Origin of the sequence: Streptomyces sp. WMMC500, from assembly GCF_027497195.1 — a bacterium.
Lineage (GTDB): Bacteria > Actinomycetota > Actinomycetes > Streptomycetales > Streptomycetaceae > Streptomyces.
Window position 1 is genome coordinate 3,788,649 of record NZ_CP114905.1, and the last position, 17,297, is coordinate 3,805,945.

14 protein-coding genes are annotated in these 17,297 nt (G+C 74.5%); 6 read left to right on the forward strand and 8 right to left on the reverse strand.

The window, feature by feature from the left end:
* The first annotated feature begins 48 nt into the window (after positions 1-48).
* Together O7599_RS16100 and O7599_RS16105 are read left to right on the forward strand one after the other, a co-directional pair.
* Positions 49-1,521 carry a DUF2637 domain-containing protein gene (locus O7599_RS16100; RefSeq protein ID WP_281623403.1) on the forward strand — a complete coding sequence of 491 codons (1,473 nt, stop codon included), beginning with the start codon at positions 49-51 and terminating at the stop codon, positions 1,519-1,521.
* Positions 1,522-1,593: 72 nt separating this feature from the next.
* On the forward strand, positions 1,594-2,604 hold the full coding sequence (locus O7599_RS16105) for a right-handed parallel beta-helix repeat-containing protein (protein ID WP_281622843.1): 1,011 nt from the start codon (positions 1,594-1,596) through the stop codon (positions 2,602-2,604).
* 70 nt (positions 2,605-2,674) lie between these two features.
* Here O7599_RS16105 and lysS read toward each other — a convergent pair whose 3' ends face one another.
* Complete coding sequence (lysS, locus tag O7599_RS16110) at positions 2,675-4,411, reverse strand: lysine--tRNA ligase (protein ID WP_281622844.1); 1,737 nt, start codon at positions 4,409-4,411, stop codon at positions 2,675-2,677.
* A gap of 123 nt (positions 4,412-4,534) precedes the next feature.
* Here lysS and argS point away from each other — a divergent pair, with 123 nt between their 5' ends.
* On the forward strand, positions 4,535-6,316 hold the full coding sequence (argS, locus tag O7599_RS16115) for an arginine--tRNA ligase (protein WP_281622845.1): 1,782 nt from the start codon (positions 4,535-4,537) through the stop codon (positions 6,314-6,316).
* Between the two features lie 37 nt (positions 6,317-6,353).
* Positions 6,354-7,199, forward strand: a complete 846-nt coding sequence (locus O7599_RS16120) for an alpha/beta fold hydrolase (protein WP_281622846.1) — start codon at positions 6,354-6,356, stop codon at positions 7,197-7,199.
* Positions 7,200-7,221: 22 nt separating this feature from the next.
* On the opposite strand, the gene O7599_RS16125 is transcribed toward O7599_RS16120, so the two are convergent.
* On the reverse strand, positions 7,222-8,157 hold the full coding sequence (locus O7599_RS16125; protein ID WP_281622847.1) for a hypothetical protein: 936 nt from the start codon (positions 8,155-8,157) through the stop codon (positions 7,222-7,224).
* Between the two features lie 84 nt (positions 8,158-8,241).
* The gene (locus O7599_RS16130; protein WP_281622848.1) at positions 8,242-8,838 is read right to left on the reverse strand and encodes an XRE family transcriptional regulator; all 597 of its coding nucleotides are present in this window, start codon (positions 8,836-8,838) and stop codon (positions 8,242-8,244) included.
* A 55-nt stretch (positions 8,839-8,893) separates the two neighbouring features.
* Between O7599_RS16130 and O7599_RS16135 the strand changes: the two genes are divergently transcribed.
* Entirely contained in the window at positions 8,894-9,922 is a 1,029-nt protein-coding gene (locus tag O7599_RS16135; protein WP_281622849.1) for an NAD(P)/FAD-dependent oxidoreductase, read from the forward strand.
* Positions 9,923-9,962: 40 nt separating this feature from the next.
* Complete coding sequence (locus O7599_RS16140; protein ID WP_281622850.1) at positions 9,963-10,613, forward strand: class I SAM-dependent methyltransferase; 651 nt, start codon at positions 9,963-9,965, stop codon at positions 10,611-10,613.
* A 185-nt stretch (positions 10,614-10,798) separates the two neighbouring features.
* Here the strand turns inward: O7599_RS16140 and hemB are convergent, their stop codons facing one another.
* From hemB to O7599_RS16165, 5 genes are all read right to left on the reverse strand, one after another.
* Positions 10,799-11,815 (reverse strand): porphobilinogen synthase, encoded by a 1,017-nt coding sequence (gene hemB / locus O7599_RS16145; RefSeq protein WP_281622851.1) that lies wholly within the window; start codon positions 11,813-11,815, stop codon positions 10,799-10,801.
* Between the two features lie 145 nt (positions 11,816-11,960).
* Complete coding sequence (locus tag O7599_RS16150) at positions 11,961-13,583, reverse strand: uroporphyrinogen-III synthase (protein ID WP_281623404.1); 1,623 nt, start codon at positions 13,581-13,583, stop codon at positions 11,961-11,963.
* Between the two features lie 101 nt (positions 13,584-13,684).
* Positions 13,685-14,731 (reverse strand): hydroxymethylbilane synthase, encoded by a 1,047-nt coding sequence (gene hemC, locus O7599_RS16155; protein ID WP_281622852.1) that lies wholly within the window; start codon positions 14,729-14,731, stop codon positions 13,685-13,687.
* On the reverse strand, positions 14,728-16,353 hold the full coding sequence (locus tag O7599_RS16160) for a glutamyl-tRNA reductase (RefSeq protein ID WP_281622853.1): 1,626 nt from the start codon (positions 16,351-16,353) through the stop codon (positions 14,728-14,730). The genes hemC and O7599_RS16160 overlap by 4 nt, the downstream gene beginning before the upstream one ends.
* Positions 16,350-17,159, reverse strand: coding sequence for a redox-sensing transcriptional repressor Rex (locus O7599_RS16165; RefSeq protein ID WP_281622854.1), 810 nt, complete (start codon positions 17,157-17,159; stop codon positions 16,350-16,352). The genes O7599_RS16160 and O7599_RS16165 overlap by 4 nt, the downstream gene beginning before the upstream one ends.
* Positions 17,160-17,297 lie beyond the last annotated feature (138 nt).

Genomic DNA, 17,297 nt, shown 5'->3' on the forward strand with positions numbered 1-17,297 from the left:
TCGCCAGCGGAGAGGGAACGGCGCGTGGACAGGGCTCCTGCGATACGCATGAACCGGACGCACCGCATACTCATCGCCGTCGTCATCCTCGGCGCGGTGGTGATCGCGGCGATCGGCTTCGCCGGGTCCTACGCGGCCGTGCGCGACCTCGCCGAGAAGAAGGGCTTCGGCGACTTCGCGGTCTTCTTCCCCATCGGCATCGACGCCGGCATCGTGGTGCTGCTCGCCCTCGACCTGCTGCTGACCTGGATACGGATCCCCTTCCCGCTGCTGCGGCAGGCGGCGTGGCTGCTGACGGCGGCGACGATCGCGTTCAACGGCGCGGCGGCGTGGCCCGACCCGCTGGGCGTCGGGATGCACGCGATCATCCCGGTGCTGTTCGTGGTGGCGGTGGAGGCCGCGCGGCACGCGATCGGGCGGATCGCGGACATCACCGCCGACAAGTACATGGAGGGCGTGCGCGTCTCGCGCTGGCTGCTGGCCTTCCCCTCCACGTTCCGGCTCTGGCGGCGGATGAAGCTGTGGGAGCTGCGGTCGTACGAGGAGGTCATCCGCCTCGAACAGGACCGCATGGTCTACCGCGCCCGGCTGCGCGCCCGCTACGGGCGGGCATGGCGGCGGCGGGCGCCGGTGGAGGCGGTCATGCCGCTGAAGCTGGCGCGGTACGGGGTGCCGCTGGCGGAGACGGCGCCGGAAGGGCTGGCGGCGGCGGGCATAGACAAGCCGCTGCGCCCGCAGTCGGCGCAGGCGGAGCTGACGGCGGGGCGGCCGGCGGCCGGGGAGGCCCGGGAGGCCGGCGAGTACGCCGGCGGAGCGCCGGGACAGCAGGGCGGGGCGCCCGGGCCCGTACAGGTCACGCAGCCCGCACAGGCCGCGCAGACGCCGCAGGAAGTGCCGACCGCGCAGACCGTGCCGCTCGCACAGACGGCAGCGGCGGCGCCGCAGGCACAGGCCGTGCCCACCGCGGAAGCCGCGCACGCCGCCCAGGCTGCCTACGCCGCCCCGACCGCCCCGACCGCCCAAGCCGTGTATCCGACCCCGGCAGCCACCGCCCCGTACGCCGAGCCGGCGCCGCCCGCCCCCCTGCCGGAACCCGCGCCGCTGCCCGTGCCCGAGCCCGTCGCGACCATCCCCGGCCCCGCGCCCCGCCGCGACCTGCGCGCCCCCGTCGCCGTCAACGGCCACCCGCGGTCCGCGCCGCAGCCGCCGTCCTTCGTCGCCCCGCCGCCCTCGTACCCCGAGCCGGAGCCGGAGCCCGAACCCGAGCCCGCCGCCGCCGACGACCTCGGCGAGGTCGTCGGCCTGCCGGACGGCGTGCCGTACGACGACGCCCTCTTCGGCTACTACCGCCAGTTCGTGCTGGACGAGGGCCGCTTCCCCTCCCCGCGCCCGTTCGGCCGCTACCTGCGCGACGTCCACGGCGTCATGTACGCCGACGGGAGCACCCTCAGCGAGCCCTACCTGCGCACGTACCTCCCCGAGCTGAAGGCGCGCTACAACCAGGACATGGGCACCGCCTGACGCCGCCAACCTTTCCGGCGGCGGTGGCGACTCACTCACGGCACCCCCCACCACCACCGCTGGAGTGATCCCATGTCCGAGACATCGCCGATGTCGCCGGCCCGGCGCCGGGCCGCGCTCCTCGCGCCGGCCGCCCTCCTCGCCGCCGCCCTGCTCGCCGTGCACACCCCCGCGGGCGGCGCGGAGGCGCCCACCGCCTGGCAGGACACCCCCGACGGCTTCGCCGCCACCGACGGCGGCACCACGGGCGGCGCCGGCGGCCAGACCGTCACCGTCTCCACCTACGCGGACCTCAACCGGTACGCCACCGCGTCCGAGCCGTACGTCATCCGGGTCGACGCCACGATCCAGTACCCCCAGAAGGGCCACGAGATCCGCGTCGCCTCCGACAAGACCATCGTCGGCGCCGGCACGAGCGGCGAGATCGTCGGCGGCGGCTTCTTCCTCGGCGCCGGTGTCAGCAACGTCATCATCCGCAACCTCACCATCCGCGACACCCGCATGCCCGACGACGACCCCGGCGACGACTCCTACGACTACGACGCCATCCAGATGGACACCGCCGACCACGTCTGGATCGACCACAACCGGCTGGAGCGGATGAACGACGGCCTGATCGACAGCCGTAAGGACACCACGAACCTCACGGTGTCCTGGAACATCATCAACGAGAACAACAAGACCTTCGGGATCGGCTGGACCGACAACGTCACCGCCCGGATGACCATCCACCACAACTGGTTCTCGGACACCAACTCGCGCAACCCGAGCACCGACAACGTGGCCAACGCCCACCTGTACAACAACTACCTGCAGAACACCGGCAGCGGTAACTGGTCGCGCGGCGCGTCCAACAGCGTCATCGAGAACAGCTACTTCGAGGGCGTCAACGACCCCCTCATCAAGGACGACGCCGCCCAACTGGTCAGCAGGGGCAACATCTTCGACGACTGCGAGGGCGACCGGGAGACCGGCGGCGCCGGGTTCGACCCGCGCGCGTTCTACGACTACACCCTCGACCCCGCCGAGGCCGTCCCCGGCATCCTCCAGGACGGCGCAGGACCGCAGCCGGACATCGGCTGACCGCCCACGGCCCCCGGCACCGCGCCGCCGGTCCTCCCGGCGGCGCACGGCCGGCGGTGCGCGGCGCCGTTCAGCCGCCCAGCAGCTCCCGCACCCGCGCCTGCCCGACCGCCAGCAGCAGCGTCGGCAGCCGCGGCCCCGTGTCGCGGCCCACCAGCAGCCGGTACAGCAGCGCGAAGAACGCCCGCTGCTCGGTCTTCAGCTCCGGCGTCGGCTTCGCGTCCGCCGGCAGCCCGGCGCGCAGCTTCGGCACCCCGTACAGCAGCGTCGTCAGCCCGTCCAGCGACCAGTGCTCGCCGAGCCCCGCCAGCAGCAGCCGCAGCAGCTCCCGCTCGTCCGCGCCCAGCGACGCCAGCAGCTCCGCGTCCGCGTCCTTGCGCACCTGCGTGCGCTGGTCGGCCCGGACCTGCGTGGTGATCCAGCGCTCCGCCTTGTCCAGCCGCGGCCGCACCTCCGCCAGCGACGTCAGCGGGCGCTCCGGGTCGGCCTCGGCGAGGATCCGCAGGGTCTGCTCGTCGTCACCCGCGGTCACGTCGGTCACCGAGGCGAGCATGCGGTACGGCAGCGGGCGCGGGGTCGCCGGCAGCGGCCCGGCGGCGGTGCCCGCGGCGCGCTCGTACGCCGCGACGTCCCCCGGCTGCGCCGTGCCCGCGCCGACCTTGCGGGCGAGGGCGTCCCACTCGTCGTACGTCCGCTGGATCTCCTGGTCGAAGGCGACCTTGAACGACTGGTTCGGCCGCCGCCGCGCGTACAGCCAGCGCAGCAGCATCGGCTCCATGATCTCCAGCGCCTCGGCGGGCGTCGGAACGCCGCCCTTCGAGGACGACATCTTCGCCATGCCGCTGATGCCGACGAACGCGTACATCGGCCCGATGGGCCGCTGCCAGCCGAAGATGCCGACGAGCTCGCCGCCGACGTTCCAGGAGGAGCCGGGCGAGTGGTGGTCGACGCCGGAGGGCTCGAAGACCACGCCCTCGTACGCCCAGCGCATCGGCCAGTCGACCTTCCACACCAGCTTGCCGCGGTCGAACTCGGCGAGCCGCACGGTCTCGCCGTGGCCGCAGGCGCAGGTGTACGTCAGCTCGGTGGTCTCGTCGTCGTACGCCGTGACGGTCGTCAGGTCGCGCTCGCAGACCGCGCAGTACGGCTTGTACGGGTAGTACGCGCCGCCCGCCGTCAGGCCGTCGTCCTCGTCGGCCGCGCCGGAGCCCTCGGCCGCGGCGAGCGCCGCGGCGGAGTCGGCCTCGTCCACCGGCTTCTGCTGTTGCTTCTGCGGCTTCGGCTTCGGCTTCGTGCGGAACTCGGCGAGGACCGCGTCGATGTCGCCGCGGTGCCGCATCGCGAAGAGGATCTGCTCGCGGTACGCGCCCGCCGTGTACTTCTCCGTCTGGCTGATGCCGCGGTACGTCACGCCCATCTCGGCGAGCGCGCCCTCCATGGCCGCCTTGAAGTGCGCGGCCCAGCTCGCGTACGGGCTGCCCTTGGGCGCGGGCACGGAGGTCAGCGGCTTGCCGATGTGCTCGGCCCAGGACTCGTCGACGCCCTCGACGCCGACGGGCACCTTGCGGAAGCGGTCGTAGTCGTCCCAGGAGATCAGGTGCTCGCAGGGGACGCCGCGGCGGCGGATCTCGTCGGCCACCAGGTGCGGCGTCATCACCTCGCGCAGGTTGCCCAGGTGGATCGGGCCCGAGGGGGACAGGCCGGAGGCGCAGACCACCGGTTTGCCGGGGGCGCGACGCTCCGCCTCGGCGATGACCTCGTCGGCGAAACGGGAGACCCAGTCGGCGGCCTCGGCGGTGGCACCCACAGTCCTGACTTCCTCTCTGTTCGGCGCTTGCGCGGCCCATTCTCCCAAACAAAACCTCTTGGTCCTGCATGGGATACTGGAGGGCCCGTTCCACCCCTCCCGAAGGAAGCGGCGATCACGAACATGGCCTCAGTCCCGTCCCTCGCCACCCAGGTCCGGCAGCGCGTCGCGGACGCCCTCGCGGCAGCACTGCCGCAGGAGGCGGACGCGGACCCCCTGCTGCGACGCAGCGACCGGGCGGACTTCCAGGCCAACGGGATGCTGGCGCTGGCGAAGCGGCTGAAGGCCAACCCGCGGGACCTGGCCGGCCAGGTCGCCGCGCGGGTCGACGCGGGCGACGCGCTCGCCGAGGTCGAGGTCTCCGGGCCCGGGTTCCTCAACATCACGGTGACGGACGCGGCGATCACGTCGAACCTCGCCGCCCGCGCCGCGGACGACCGCCTCGGCGTGCCGTACGCGGACGCCCCCGGCACGACCGTCGTCGACTACGCGCAGCCGAACGTCGCGAAGGAGATGCACGTCGGGCACCTGCGCTCGGCGGTCATCGGCGACGCGCTCGTCCGGCTGCTGGAGTTCACCGGCGAGACCGTCGTCAGGCGGCACCACATCGGCGACTGGGGCACGCAGTTCGGCATGCTCATCCAGTACCTGGACGAGCACCCGCACGAGCTGGACCACGCGGGCACGGACGCGGCCGCCGCCTCCGGTGAGGAGGCCGCCTCGAACCTGAACCGGCTCTACAAGGCCGCCCGCGCCGTCTTCGACTCCGACGACGCCTTCAAGGAGCGGTCCCGGCGCCGGGTCGTCGCGCTGCAGTCGGGCGAGCCGGAGACGCGGGCGCTGTGGCAGCGGTTCGTGGACGAGTCGAAGCTGTACTTCTTCTCCGTCTTCGACAAGCTCGACATGGAGGTCAGGGACGCCGACATCGTCGGCGAGTCCGGCTACAACGACATGCTGGACGAGACCTGCGAGCTGCTCGCGGAGGCGGGCGTCGCGGTCGACTCCGAGGGCGCGCTGTGCGTCTTCTTCGACGACATCAAGGGCCAGGACGGCCAGCCGGTCCCGCTGATCGTGCGCAAGTCCGACGGCGGCTACGGCTACGCGGCCACCGACCTGTCCGCGATCCGCGACCGGGTCTTCCACCTCAAGGCGCGGACGCTGCTGTACGTCGTGGACCACCGCCAGTCGCTGCACTTCCGGATGGTCTTCGAGACGGCACGCCGGATGGGCTGGCTCGACGGCGACGTGACGGCGACGCAGCTCGCCTTCGGCACGGTCCTGGGCAAGGACGGCAAGCCGTTCAAGACCCGGGCGGGCACGACCGTACGGCTGGAGGACCTGCTCGACGAGGCGATCGACCGGGCGTCCGCGGTCGTCCGGGAGAAGGCCGACAAGGCGGTGCCGCCGCTGACGGAGGCGGAGATCGCGGAGCGCGGCGCGCAGGTGGGCGTCGGCGCGGTGAAGTACGCGGACCTGTCCACGTCCGCGGCCCGGGACTACAAGTTCGACCTGGACCAGATGGTGTCCCTCCACGGCGACACGTCGGTCTACCTCCAGTACGCGTACGCCCGGATCCGCTCCATCCTCCGCCGCGCCGGCGACGCCGCCGTCCCGGCGGCGCACCCGGAGCTGCCGCTCGCACCGGCGGAGCGGGCGCTGGGGCTGCACGTGGACGGCTTCGCGGCGGTGGTCGCGGAGGCGGCGGAGGAGTACGCGCCGCACAAGGTCGCGGCGTACCTCTACCAACTCGCGTCGCTCTTCACGACCTTCTACGAGCACTGCCCGGTGCTGAAGGCGGACACCCCGGCCCAGGTGGAGAACCGCCTCTTCCTCAGCGCCCTGACCGCCCGGACCCTCCACACGGGCATGTCGCTGCTCGGCATCCGCACCCCGGAACGCCTCTGACGGGCCCGGCGCGGGCGGCTCCCGTAGGGTGATCGCCATGAGCGACTGGCAGTTGACGCGGACCTTCGCCGGTTCCGCCGGGGAGGTCCGCTGGGACCGGCTGGGCCCGGGCACGGACGCCTCCGGGGGCAGGCCGGTGGTGTTGCTGCACGGGACGCCCTGGTCGTCGTACACCTGGCGGGCGGTCGCCCGCGCGCTGGCGCGGGAGCGTGAGGTGTACGTCTGGGACATGCCCGGCTACGGGCAGTCGGAGAAGCGCGACGGGCAGGACGTCTCGCTCGCGGCGCAGGGGCGGGTCTTCGCCGACCTGCTCGACCACTGGCGGCTGGACGGGCCGCTGGTCGTCGCGCACGACTTCGGCGGGGCCGTCGCGCTGCGCGCGCACCTGCTGCACGGCGCCGCGTACCGCGCGCTGGCCCTGGTCGACCCCGTCGCGCTCGCCCCGTGGGGTTCGCCGTTCTTCCGGCTCGTACGGGACAACGCGCCCGTCTTCGAGCAGCTCCCGGCGGTCCTGCACACCGCGCTGGTCCGCGAGTACGTCGCCACCACCGGCGGCCCCGGGCTGCACCCCGCGGTCCTCGACAACCTCGTCGCCCCCTGGACCGACGACGCCGGCCGCCCGGCGTTCTACCGCCAGATCGCCCAGGCCGACCAGCGCTACACCGACGAGATCCAGCCCCGCTACGGCGACGTCGACCTCCCCGCGCTGGTCTGCTGGGGCACGGAGGACACCTGGATCCCGGTCGCCAAGGCCCACGAACTGGCGGCCCTGATCCCGCACGCCCGGCTGGAGCTGTTCGAGGGCGCGGGCCACCTCGTCCAGGAGGACGCCCCCGCCGAACTGACCGCCGTGCTGCAGACGTTCCTCACCGAGCAGTCCTAGCCCCAGCCCCGCCGGCCGGCGCCTACGCCTCCTCCCACCACGGCCGCACGCCCGCCACGGCGACGAAGTCGGCGAAGTCCATGTTGGCGATCTCCAGGTTGCAGGCCATGGAACCGGCCTCGCGCAGCGGCAGGACGGCGACGTGGCCCGGTGTGTCGTCGGGGTCGACGGCGACCAGCGGCCGGCCGGGCCCGGCGAAGGTCTGGGCGTCGGCCAGCAGGACCAGCACGGTGTGCCCCTCGGGCGGGAGGAGCGCGGGGACGGCGCCGGGCGGCAGGCCCGCGTAGCCGGGATCGTCCACGACCATCGCCGTCAGCGGGTAGTCGTCCACGTCGATGTCGTCCGGGTCGAGGTCCGCGCCGACCCAGCCCTCCGCGTCGATCCCGCCCAGCTCGGCCAGCAGGGCGCGCCAGCCGTCGTCGTCCCCGAACCAGGTGCGGACGAGCAGGGTGGCCCCCTCGTACGCCGCCGCGGGCAGGGCGGGGAAGGCCCTCGGCGGCGGTGTCGTCGGCGTGGGGAAGGCCGGCCGGCCCGCGTCACCCCGGTACGCACCGCGCGCGTCCATGGCGCGGACCAGGTCGTCGAAGACCAGCGTCCCGTCGCACAGGCCGGTCACGGCTTCGCCGAGCAGGTCCGTCTTCACCCGGACCCCGCGCCCCGGTATCGCCGCGAGATCCACCAGCAACGGCCACCCGTACTGCCCGGAGATGTCCACCAGGACCGCGACGGGCGCGGCGGCCCCGCCGGGCGGGAGGAGCGCGGGCACCTGCCCGCCGCTCAGGTGGTCCCAGCCGGCGTCGGCGACGGGGCGCAGCCGGACGGAGGCGCCGTCCGGGACGAGCGCGCCGCGCTCGATCTGCTGGAGCAGCCCGCCCCAGTCGGGTGCGCCGTCCTGGTAGTACGTGCAGATCACCAGCACGTCGCCGGACGTGGTCCGGGGCAACTGAGGGCCGGGCATGGCTCCCCCTTCGATCGGTGCCGCAGGATGCCCCCGGAAGCTATCGCGCCGGACTGACAACGGCCGTCGCCGGCGACCCGCGGGCTAGGACGCCGACTTCGGGCGGGCGCGCAGGTGCGCCCGTTCGCCCTGGCCGCCGAAGAGGCTGAGGAACTCCACCGGCTCGTCGTCCGCCGCGCCGAACCAGTGCGGCACGCGGGTGTCGAACTCGGCCGCCTCGCCGGGTTCGAGTACCAGGTCGTGTTCGCCGAGCACGACGCGCAGCCGGCCGTTCATCACGTACATCCACTCGTAGCCCTCGTGGGTGCGCGGATCCGGCTCCCGGCGTCCGCTGCCGGCCGGGATGATCAGCTTGAACGCCTGGATGCCGCCGGCGCGGCGGGACAGCGGGAGCATCGTCATGCCGTTGCGCGTGACGGGGCGCAGATGGATGCGCGGGTCGCCGGTGGGCGGTGCGCCGACGAGTTCGTCGAGGGTCACGCCGTGCGCCCGGGCCAGCGGCAGCAGCAGCTCCAGCGTGGGGCGGCGGCTGCCGGACTCCAGCCGGGACAGGGTGCTCACCGAGATGCCGGTGGCCGCGGACAGCTCGGCGAGCGTCGACTCGCGCTGCCGGCGCAGCTCGCGCAGGCGGGGGCCGACGGCGGTGAGGGCGGTGTCGAGCTCGTCGTCGGGTTCTGCCATACGAACAGTTTGCCATAGCGGCAACAAAGTTTGCGGATCCTGTCGGGGCGGCCGCATGGTCGTCGGCATGGAGGTGGTCGACGTGACCGACGAACTTGCGGAGACTTACGACGTGGCGGTGGTCGGCGGCGGCGCCGCCGGGCTGAGCGGGGCGCTGATGCTGGCCCGCTCCCGCCGCTCCGTGGCGGTGATCGACGCGGGCGCGCCCCGCAACGCCCCGGCGGACGGCGTGCACGGGCTGCTGGCCCGCGAGGGCATGCCGCCGGGCGAGCTGCTGGCGCGCGGCCGGGCGGAGGTGCGCGGGTACGGCGCCCACGTGGTGACCGGCGAGGTCACCGCGGCGACCCGGGACACCGAGGGCGGCGAAGACGGCGGGGCGGGCCACGGCGAGACCCCCGGCGGCTTCACCGTCGCGCTCGCCGACGGCCGGTCCGTACGCGCCCGACGGCTGCTGGTCACCAGCGGCCTCGTCGACGAGCTGCCCGCCGTGCCCGGCCTGCGCGAGCGCTGGGGCCGCGACGTGCTGCACTGCCCGTACTGCCACGGCTGGGAGGTCCGCGACCGGGCCGTCGGCGTGCTGGCCACCGGGCCCATGGCACTGCACCAGGCGCTGCTGTTCCGGCAGTTGACCGCCGACGTGACGTACTTCGCGCACACCACGGAAGCACCCGCCGGCGACGACGCCGAGCAGTTGGACGCCCTCGGCGTGCGGGTCGTCACCGGCGAGGTCGCGGGCCTGGAGGTCGCCGCCGACCGGCTCACGGGCGTGCGGCTCGCGGACGACACGGTCGTGCCCCGGCAGGCGCTCGTGGTGGCCTCGCGCATGGTGGCGCGCGGCGGGTTCCTGGCCGGCCTGGGCCTCACGCCCGTGGCGCACCCGTCCGGCATGGGCGAGCACATTCCCGCCGAGGCCACCGGACGCACCGACGTGCCCGGGGTGTGGGTCGCGGGCAACGTCACCGACATGACCGCCCAGGTCGGCGCCGCCGCGGCGGCCGGCGCCATGGCCGGGGCGCAGATCAACGCCGACATCGCCGCCGAGGACGCCCGCCGGGCGGTCGCCGCCCGCCGGGTCGGCGTGTGACGTCCCAGACGGCAGAAACGACGGCAGAGAGGAACCGAGGATGACGAACGCGACGGAAGAGTTCGGCGAGGCGTACTGGGAGGAGATGTACCGCGGCCGGGACGCGGTCTGGAGCGGCCGGCCCAACCCGCAGCTCGTGACCGAGATCGCGGACCTGACGCCCGGCACCGCCCTGGAGGCCGGCTGCGGCGAGGGCGCCGACGCCATCTGGCTCGCCGAGCGCGGCTGGCGGGTGACGGCCGTGGACATCTCCGGCACCGCCCTGGACCGCGCCCGCGCACACGCCGAGGCGCGCGGGCCGGAGGTCGCGGGACGTCTCACCTGGGTACGGGCGGACCTGACCGACGCCACGCCGGACGGCGCCCCCTTCGACCTGGTCACCACGCACTACGTGCACACGACGGCCTCCCGCGAGGCGCTCTTCTGCCGCCTCGCGGCGACGGTGGCGCCGGGCGGCACGCTGCTCGTCGTCGGCCACCACGAGACGGACCCCCGCGCCGCCGAGATGGCCGAGGCGCACCCGGGGGTGCACTTCACCGCGGCCGACGTGGCGGCGGACCTGGTGCCGGAGGACTGGGAGATCGCCGTGGCGGAGGTGCGGACGCGGCTGGCGCCCGTGGGCCACGAGCCGCACGACGGCGGCGAGCCCGTCGAGCACCACGACGCGGTCCTGCGCGCCCGGAGGCGCTGAGCCGGCGGACGCCCCGCCCTGTGCGGGGCGGGGCGTCCGTCGGACCTGACTCGGCATCACGCATTGCCGTCCATTTGGCGGGAGTCGGCGGCCCTCCACGGCCGCGGCCCGCGCAGGTGAGGAGGGTTGCGTACGAGCCGGGGCGGCACGGCACCGGCGCCGCTGCCCGGCGGCGCCGGGGAGCGTCAGTCGCGCAGTCGCCGGGCCGCGTCGATCGCCCAGTACGTGAGGATCATCTGCGCCCCGGCCCGCCTGATCCCCGTCAGCGTCTCCATCATCGCCGCGTCCCGGTCCACCCAGCCGCGCTCCGCCGCCGCCTCGACCATCGCGAACTCGCCCGAGATCTGGTACGCCGCCACCGGCACGTCCGCCTCGTCGGCGACCCGGCGCAGCACGTCGAGATACGGCAGCGCCGGCTTGACCATCACCATGTCGGCGCCCTCGGCGAGGTCGAGGGACAGCTCGCGCAGCGCCTCGCGGGCGTTCGGCGGGTCCTGCTGGTACGTCTTCCGGTCGCCCCGCAGCGAGGAGTTGATCGCCTCGCGGAACGGCCCGTAGAAGGCGGAGGTGTACTTCACGGTGTACGCGAGGACCGCCGTGTCCGTGTGCCCCGCCCGGTCCAGCGCCTCGCGGATCACCGCGACCTGGCCGTCCATCATGCCGCTCGGCCCCAGCACGTGCGCCCCGGCGTCCGCCTGGACGACGGCCATCTCCGCGTACCGCGCGAGCGTCGCGTCGTTGTCGACCCGGCCCGCGGCGTCCAGCACCCCGCAGTGCCCGTGGTCGGTGGTCTCGTCCAGGCACACGTCGGACATGACCACCAGGTCGTCCCCGACCTCCGCGCGCACGTCCCGCAGCGCGACCTGGAGGATGCCGTCGGGGTCCGTGCCGGCCGAGCCGATCGCGTCCTTCTTGTGCTCCTCCGGCACGCCGAAGAGCATGATCCCCCCGACGCCCGCGGCGACCGCCTCGGCGGCGGCCTTCTTCAGGCTGTCGCGGGAGTGCTGCACGACGCCCGGCATCGCGGCGACGGGCACCGGCTCGTCGGTGCCCTCGCGGACGAACGCGGGCAGGATCAGCTCCGCCGGGTGCAGCCGGGTCTCGGCGACCATGCGCCGCAGCGCGGGCGTGGTGCGCAGCCGCCGCGGGCGGATGACGGGACCGGCGACGGGGCCGGGGTGCGCGTTGTCGGTGCCGGACACGTGTGCTTACCTCCGTGGTGCTCCGGGGCGGCCGGTGGCCCGCCCCGCGAGGGCGCGCACGAAAGGACGCGCCCCATAGCGGGCGGCGGGGGGCCGGATGCCGTCCACCGTACGCCCCGGCCGGGCCGCCCCGCGGCGGGCCCCGTCAGCTCGTGGTCGTCGTCCGCGCCCGGCGCCGCGGCCTGCGCTCGCTGGGCCGGGTGACGTGCTCCCCGGCCTCGACCGCCGCCGCCCGGCGGCGCGCGCCGAACTCCGCCAGCGCCTCGGCCAGCTTGTGCACGGACGGCTCCGGCGCCATGACGTCGACGCGCAGCCCGTGCTCCTCCGCGGTCTTCGCCGTCGCCGGTCCGATACAGGCGATGATCGTGACGTTGTGCGGCTTGCCGGCGATGCCGACGAGGTTCCGCACCGTCGAGGACGAGGTGAACAGCACGGCGTCGAACCCGCCGCCCTTGATCGCCTCGCGGGTCTCGGCCGGCGGCGGCGACGCCCGCACCGTGCGGTACGCGGTGATGTCGTCGACCTCCCAGCCCAGATCCTTCAGCCCCGCCACCAGCGTCTCGGTGGCGATGTCAGCGCGCGGCAGGAACACCCGGTCGATCGGGTCGAAGACGGGGTCGTACGGCGGCCAGTCCTCCAGCAGCCCGTGCGAGGACTGCTCGCCGCTGGGCTGCAGGTCGGGCCGGACGCCGAACTCCACCAGCGCCGCCGCCGTCTGCTCGCCGACCGCCGCGACCTTTATGCCGGCGAACGCGCGGGCGTCGAGCCCGTACTCCTCGAACTTCTCGCGCACCGCCTTGACGGCGTTGACGGAGGTGAAGGCGATCCACTCGTACCGCCCGGTGACCAGGCCCTTGACCGCCCGCTCCATCTGCTGCGGGGTGCGCGGCGGCTCGACGGCGATCGTCGGCACCTCGTGCGGCACGGCGCCGTACGAGCGCAGTTGCTCGGACAGCGACGCGGCCTGCTCCTTCGTCCGCGGCACCAGCACGTGCCAGCCGAAGAGCGGCTTGGACTCGAACCAGGCCAACTGCTCGCGGCGGGCCGGCGCGCTCTGCTCGCCGACGACCGCTATCACCGCCTGCCCGGCGTCCGGCGACGGCAGCACCTTCGCCGACTTCAGCACCTGCGCGACGCTGCCGAGCGTGGCGCTGAACGTCCGCTGCCGCGTCGTCGTACCGGCGAGCGTGACCGTCATCGGGGTGTCCGGCTTGCGGCCGGCGGCGACCAGTTCGCGCGCCGTCGCCGCGGTGGCCTCCAGGGACGTCTGCACCACGAGCGTGCAGTCGCTGGCGCCCGCCTCGCCCCAGATCTGCTCCGAGGCGGTCGCGGCGTCCACGACGCGCACGTCCGTGCCCTCCGGGTCGTGCAGCGGCACACCGGCGTACGCGGGCACGCCGACGGCGGTCGCGACGCCGGGCACCACCTCGAAGGCGATGCCCTCGGCGGCGCAGGCACGCATCGCCTGCGCGGCGCCGCCGTCGAGGCCCGGATCGCCCGCCACGGCATGGACGACCCGCCTGCCGGCGCGCGCGGCCTCCATGACAAGATGGCCTGCGTCAGCGGCCGTTGGCGGTTCGTCGTCCCCCGCGGCCGCCGACGTCTGCGCCGCGGGCGCCGCCGACGTGTGCGGCGTGACCGCGCCGGCGCGCGCGTGGGCGCGTACGACGGCGAGGACCTTCGGGTCGGCGATCAGGACGTCCGCGGAAGACAGCGCTTCCACGGCGCGCAGCGTCAGCAGGCCCGGATCCCCGGGTCCTGCGCCCAGGAACGTGACGTGCCCGCGGGCGGCGGGACCGGGCGGGCGGGCCGCGCCGGTCGCTGCGGTACGCGCCGACGCGCTGGCCTTACGGGTCGAAGGCGTGGGGCTCAAAGTCGCTCCCCCATCAGACCGGCCGCGCCCTTGGCGAGCATCTCTTCTGCTAGCTCGCGTCCGAGCGCCACGGCGTCGTCGTGCGACGCCGGCACGGGGCCGGTGGCGGACATCTGCACCAGAGCGGAGCCGTCGGGGGTGCCGACGACGCCGCGCAGGCGCATCTCGGTGACAGTCGACGCTGTGCCCTTGTCGGCCCCGGAGGGACCCTCCGCGTGCAGGTCGGCGAGCGCGCCCACGGGCGCGCTGCAGCCGGCCTCCAGGGCGGCGAGCAGCGTCCGCTCGGCGGTGACGGCGACCCGCGTCCGCGGGTCGTCCAGCTCCGCGAGCTGGGCGGTCAGGTGCGCGCTCGACGAGGCGCACTCGACCGCCAGGGCCCCCTGGCCGGGGGCGGGCAAGACTGCATCGAGGGGGATCAGCTCGGTGGCCTCGGCCAGCCGGCCGAGGCGGCTGAGCCCCGCGGCGGCGAGGGCGACGGCGTCGAGCTCCCCCTTGTGTACGTACCCGATGCGGGTGTCGACGTTCCCGCGGACCGGGACGGTCTCGATGGCGCCGCCGAGGGAGCGGGCCCAGGCGTGCAACTGACAGGCGCGGCGCGCCGAGCCGGTGCCTATCCGGGGCCGGCCGCCGGCGGCGAGCAGCGGCTCGAAGCCGAGGCCGTCGCGGGCGACGAGCACGTCGCGCGGGTCCTCGCGGGGCGGCACGGCGGCGATGACCAGTTCCCCGGGCTGCGTGGTCGGCAGGTCCTTCAGGGAGTGCACCGCGAGGTCCACCTCGCCGCGCACCACGGCCTCGCGCAGGGCGGCGACGAAGACGCCCTGGCCGCCGATCTCGGACAGGTGCTGCCGGGACACGTCCCCGTACGTGGTGATCTCGAACAGCTCGACGGAGCGTCCGGTGAGGCGCCGTACCGATTCGGCAACCTGCTCGGACTGCGCGAGCGCGAGCTTGCTGCGCCGCGTGCCGAGGCGCAGCGGGCGCCGGAAGCGCGGGGCTTCCTGCGCCCCGGCCTCCTTCGCCGGCGTCGGCTTGGCTGCGGTCATGACGGCTCCCGTTCACTGCGTGCGCTGGCCGCCGCGCGGCCGGAGTCCGCGCGGCTGACGGCGTCGACGGTGGCCGGGTCGAGGTCGAAGAGTTCCCGCAGGGCGTCCGCGTACCCCGCTCCATCGGGGGTGGCGGCCAGCTCCTTGACCCGTACGGTCGGCGCGTGCAGCAGCTTGTCCACGACGCGGCGCACGGTCTGCGCCACCTCGGCCCGCTGACGTTCGTCGAGCCCGGGCAGCCTACCCTCCAAACGGGCGATCTCGCCCGCGACGACGTCCTGGGCCATGGTCCGCAGCGCGACCACGGTGGGCGTGATGCCGGCGGCCCGCTGCGCGGCCCCGAAGGCGTCGACCTCCTCGGCCACGATGGCCCGCACCCGGTCCACGTCGGCGGCCATCGGCGCGTCGGCGGAGGCCCCGGCGAGGGTCTCGATGTCGACGAACCGGACCCCGGGGGTGTCGTGCAGGGCGTGATCGATATCACGTGGCATGGCAAGGTCAAGCAGCGCGAGCCCGCCCCCGGCGGCAGCGGCAGCCGCTCCGCCGGCACCCCCACCAGCGTCTCCGGTGCGGCGGCCGCGAGTCCCTCGAAGCTCCTCGCCGCCCGCCTTCGCGCGGCTCGGCGCGCCAGCGCCTGAGTCCGGCGCGCCGGCGCCGCCGCTCGCGCCCTTCGCGCGGCGGTGCAGCGCGGTGGCCACGTCGTCGGCGGTCAGCACCAGGCCCGTGGCACCCGTGCAGGAGACGACCAGGTCCGCCGTCACCAACTCGTCCGGGATCTCCTCCACCCGCGCCGCCCGGGCCACCGGCCCGCCCGCCGCGGCCCCGTCGGACTGCACCTGCGCCGGAATCGCCCCCGCCGCGACCGCCGACCCCGCCGCGACCGCCGCAGGCGACCCCGCAGGCGACCAGCCGCCCGTGACCGCCGACCCCGCGTTGAGGCTCGCCGCCAGGCGCTCCGCGCGCTCGTACGTCCGGTTGGCGATCACCAGCTCCGCCGCCCCGGCCCGCGCCAGCGTCGTCGCCGCCAGCGACGACATCGAGCCCGCGCCGATCACCAGCGCGCGGCGCCCCGCCACCCACTCGGCCACCGGTGCGCCGGCCGCGAGCTGCGTCAGCCCGAACGAGACCAGCGACTGGCCCGCCCGGTCGATCCCCGTTTCGCTGTGCGCCCGCTTGCCGACCCGGAGCGCCTGCTGGAACAGGTCGTTCAGCGTCCGGCCCACGGCGTGCACCCGCTGCCCGAGCGCCAGCGACTCCTTGATCTGGCCGAGGATCTGCCCCTCGCCGACGACCATGGAGTCCAGCCCGCAGCCCACCGTGAACAGGTGGTGCACGGCGCGGTTCTCGTAGTGCACGTACAGGTGCGGCGTCAGCTCCTCCAGGCTCGCGCCCGCGTGCTGCGCCAGCAGCGTCGACAGCTCGGCGACGCCCGCGTGGAACTTGTCCACCGCCGCGTACAGCTCTATCCGGTTGCACGTGGCGAGCACCGCCGCCTCGGTGACCGGAGCCGCCGCCACCGCGTCCGCGAGCAGCTTCGCGCGCGCGTCCGGCGCGAGCGAGGCCCGCTCCAGCACGCTCACGGGTGCGCTGCGGTGGCTGAGGCCGACGACGAGGACACTCATGCGGGCATCACGGCGGGCACGTCCCCGTCGGGCCCCTGCCCGGTGCGCTTCTTCGCGGCGGGGGCCGGGCCCGCCGCCGCGGCCGCCGCGGGCGTACCGCCCTCGGCCGCGGCCGCCGCCTCGGCCTCGCGCAGCTCGGCCTCCTCGCCGGCCTTGCGCTGCTCGTGGAAGGCGAGGATCTGCAGCTCTATCGACAGGTCGACCTTGCGCACGTCGACGCCCTCGGGGACGTTCAGCACGGTCGGCGCGAAGTTGAGGATCGAGGTGACGCCCGCCTCCACCAGCCGGTTGCAGACCGCCTGCGCGGCGCCCGCGGGGGTGGCGATGACGCCGATGGAGACGCCGCTCTCCTTGATCAGCGGCTCCAGTTCGTCGGTGTGCCGCACGGTCAGGCCCGCGACCTGCTTGCCGGTCATGGCCCGGTCGGCGTCGATGAGCCCGGCGACGCGGAAGCCGCGGGAGGCGAAGCCGCCGTAGCCGGCGAGGGCGGCGCCGAGGTTACCGATACCGACGATGACCACGGGCCAGTCCTGGGTCAGGCCCAGCTCGCGGGAGATCTGGTAGACGAGGTACTCGACGTCGTAGCCGACGCCGCGGGTGCCGTAGGAGCCGAGGTACGAGAAGTCCTTGCGCAGCTTCGCCGAGTTGACGCCGGCGGCGGCGGCCAGTTCCTCGGAGGAGACCGTGGGCACGGAGCGCTCCGAGAGCGCCGTGAGGGCCCGCAGATACAGGGGGAGCCGGGCGACGGTGGCCTCGGGGATTCCTCGGCTTCTTGTCGCCGTTCGGTGAGTTCGGCCAGTTGCCACAGTGCTCCTGACGCTAGCGCGGTGCCGCGTACGGCCCGCCGGGGCGAAACCGCACTGATGAGAGAAGGCTATGCCTTTGTGAACGCGTGCACAAAGATGGTGTCCGCTTTGTCCGGGCAAAGTGACGGGCGTCACCCC

Excerpts from the sequence above, each read along its gene's own strand:
- O7599_RS16100 (WP_281623403.1), top strand. The coding sequence starts at position 49 with ATGAACCGGACGCACCGCATACTCATCGCCGTCGTCATCCTCGGCGCG.
- O7599_RS16105 (WP_281622843.1), top strand. The coding sequence starts at position 1,594 with ATGTCCGAGACATCGCCGATGTCGCCGGCCCGGCGCCGGGCCGCGCTC.
- argS (WP_281622845.1), top strand. The coding sequence starts at position 4,535 with ATGGCCTCAGTCCCGTCCCTCGCCACCCAGGTCCGGCAGCGCGTCGCG.
- O7599_RS16120 (WP_281622846.1), top strand. The coding sequence starts at position 6,354 with ATGAGCGACTGGCAGTTGACGCGGACCTTCGCCGGTTCCGCCGGGGAG.
- O7599_RS16125 (WP_281622847.1), bottom strand. The coding sequence starts at position 8,157 with ATGCCCGGCCCTCAGTTGCCCCGGACCACGTCCGGCGACGTGCTGGTG.
- O7599_RS16130 (WP_281622848.1), bottom strand. The coding sequence starts at position 8,838 with ATGGCAGAACCCGACGACGAGCTCGACACCGCCCTCACCGCCGTCGGC.
- O7599_RS16135 (WP_281622849.1), top strand. The coding sequence starts at position 8,894 with ATGGTCGTCGGCATGGAGGTGGTCGACGTGACCGACGAACTTGCGGAG.
- O7599_RS16140 (WP_281622850.1), top strand. The coding sequence starts at position 9,963 with ATGACGAACGCGACGGAAGAGTTCGGCGAGGCGTACTGGGAGGAGATG.
- hemC (WP_281622852.1), bottom strand. The coding sequence starts at position 14,731 with ATGACCGCAGCCAAGCCGACGCCGGCGAAGGAGGCCGGGGCGCAGGAA.
- O7599_RS16160 (WP_281622853.1), bottom strand. The coding sequence starts at position 16,353 with ATGAGTGTCCTCGTCGTCGGCCTCAGCCACCGCAGCGCACCCGTGAGC.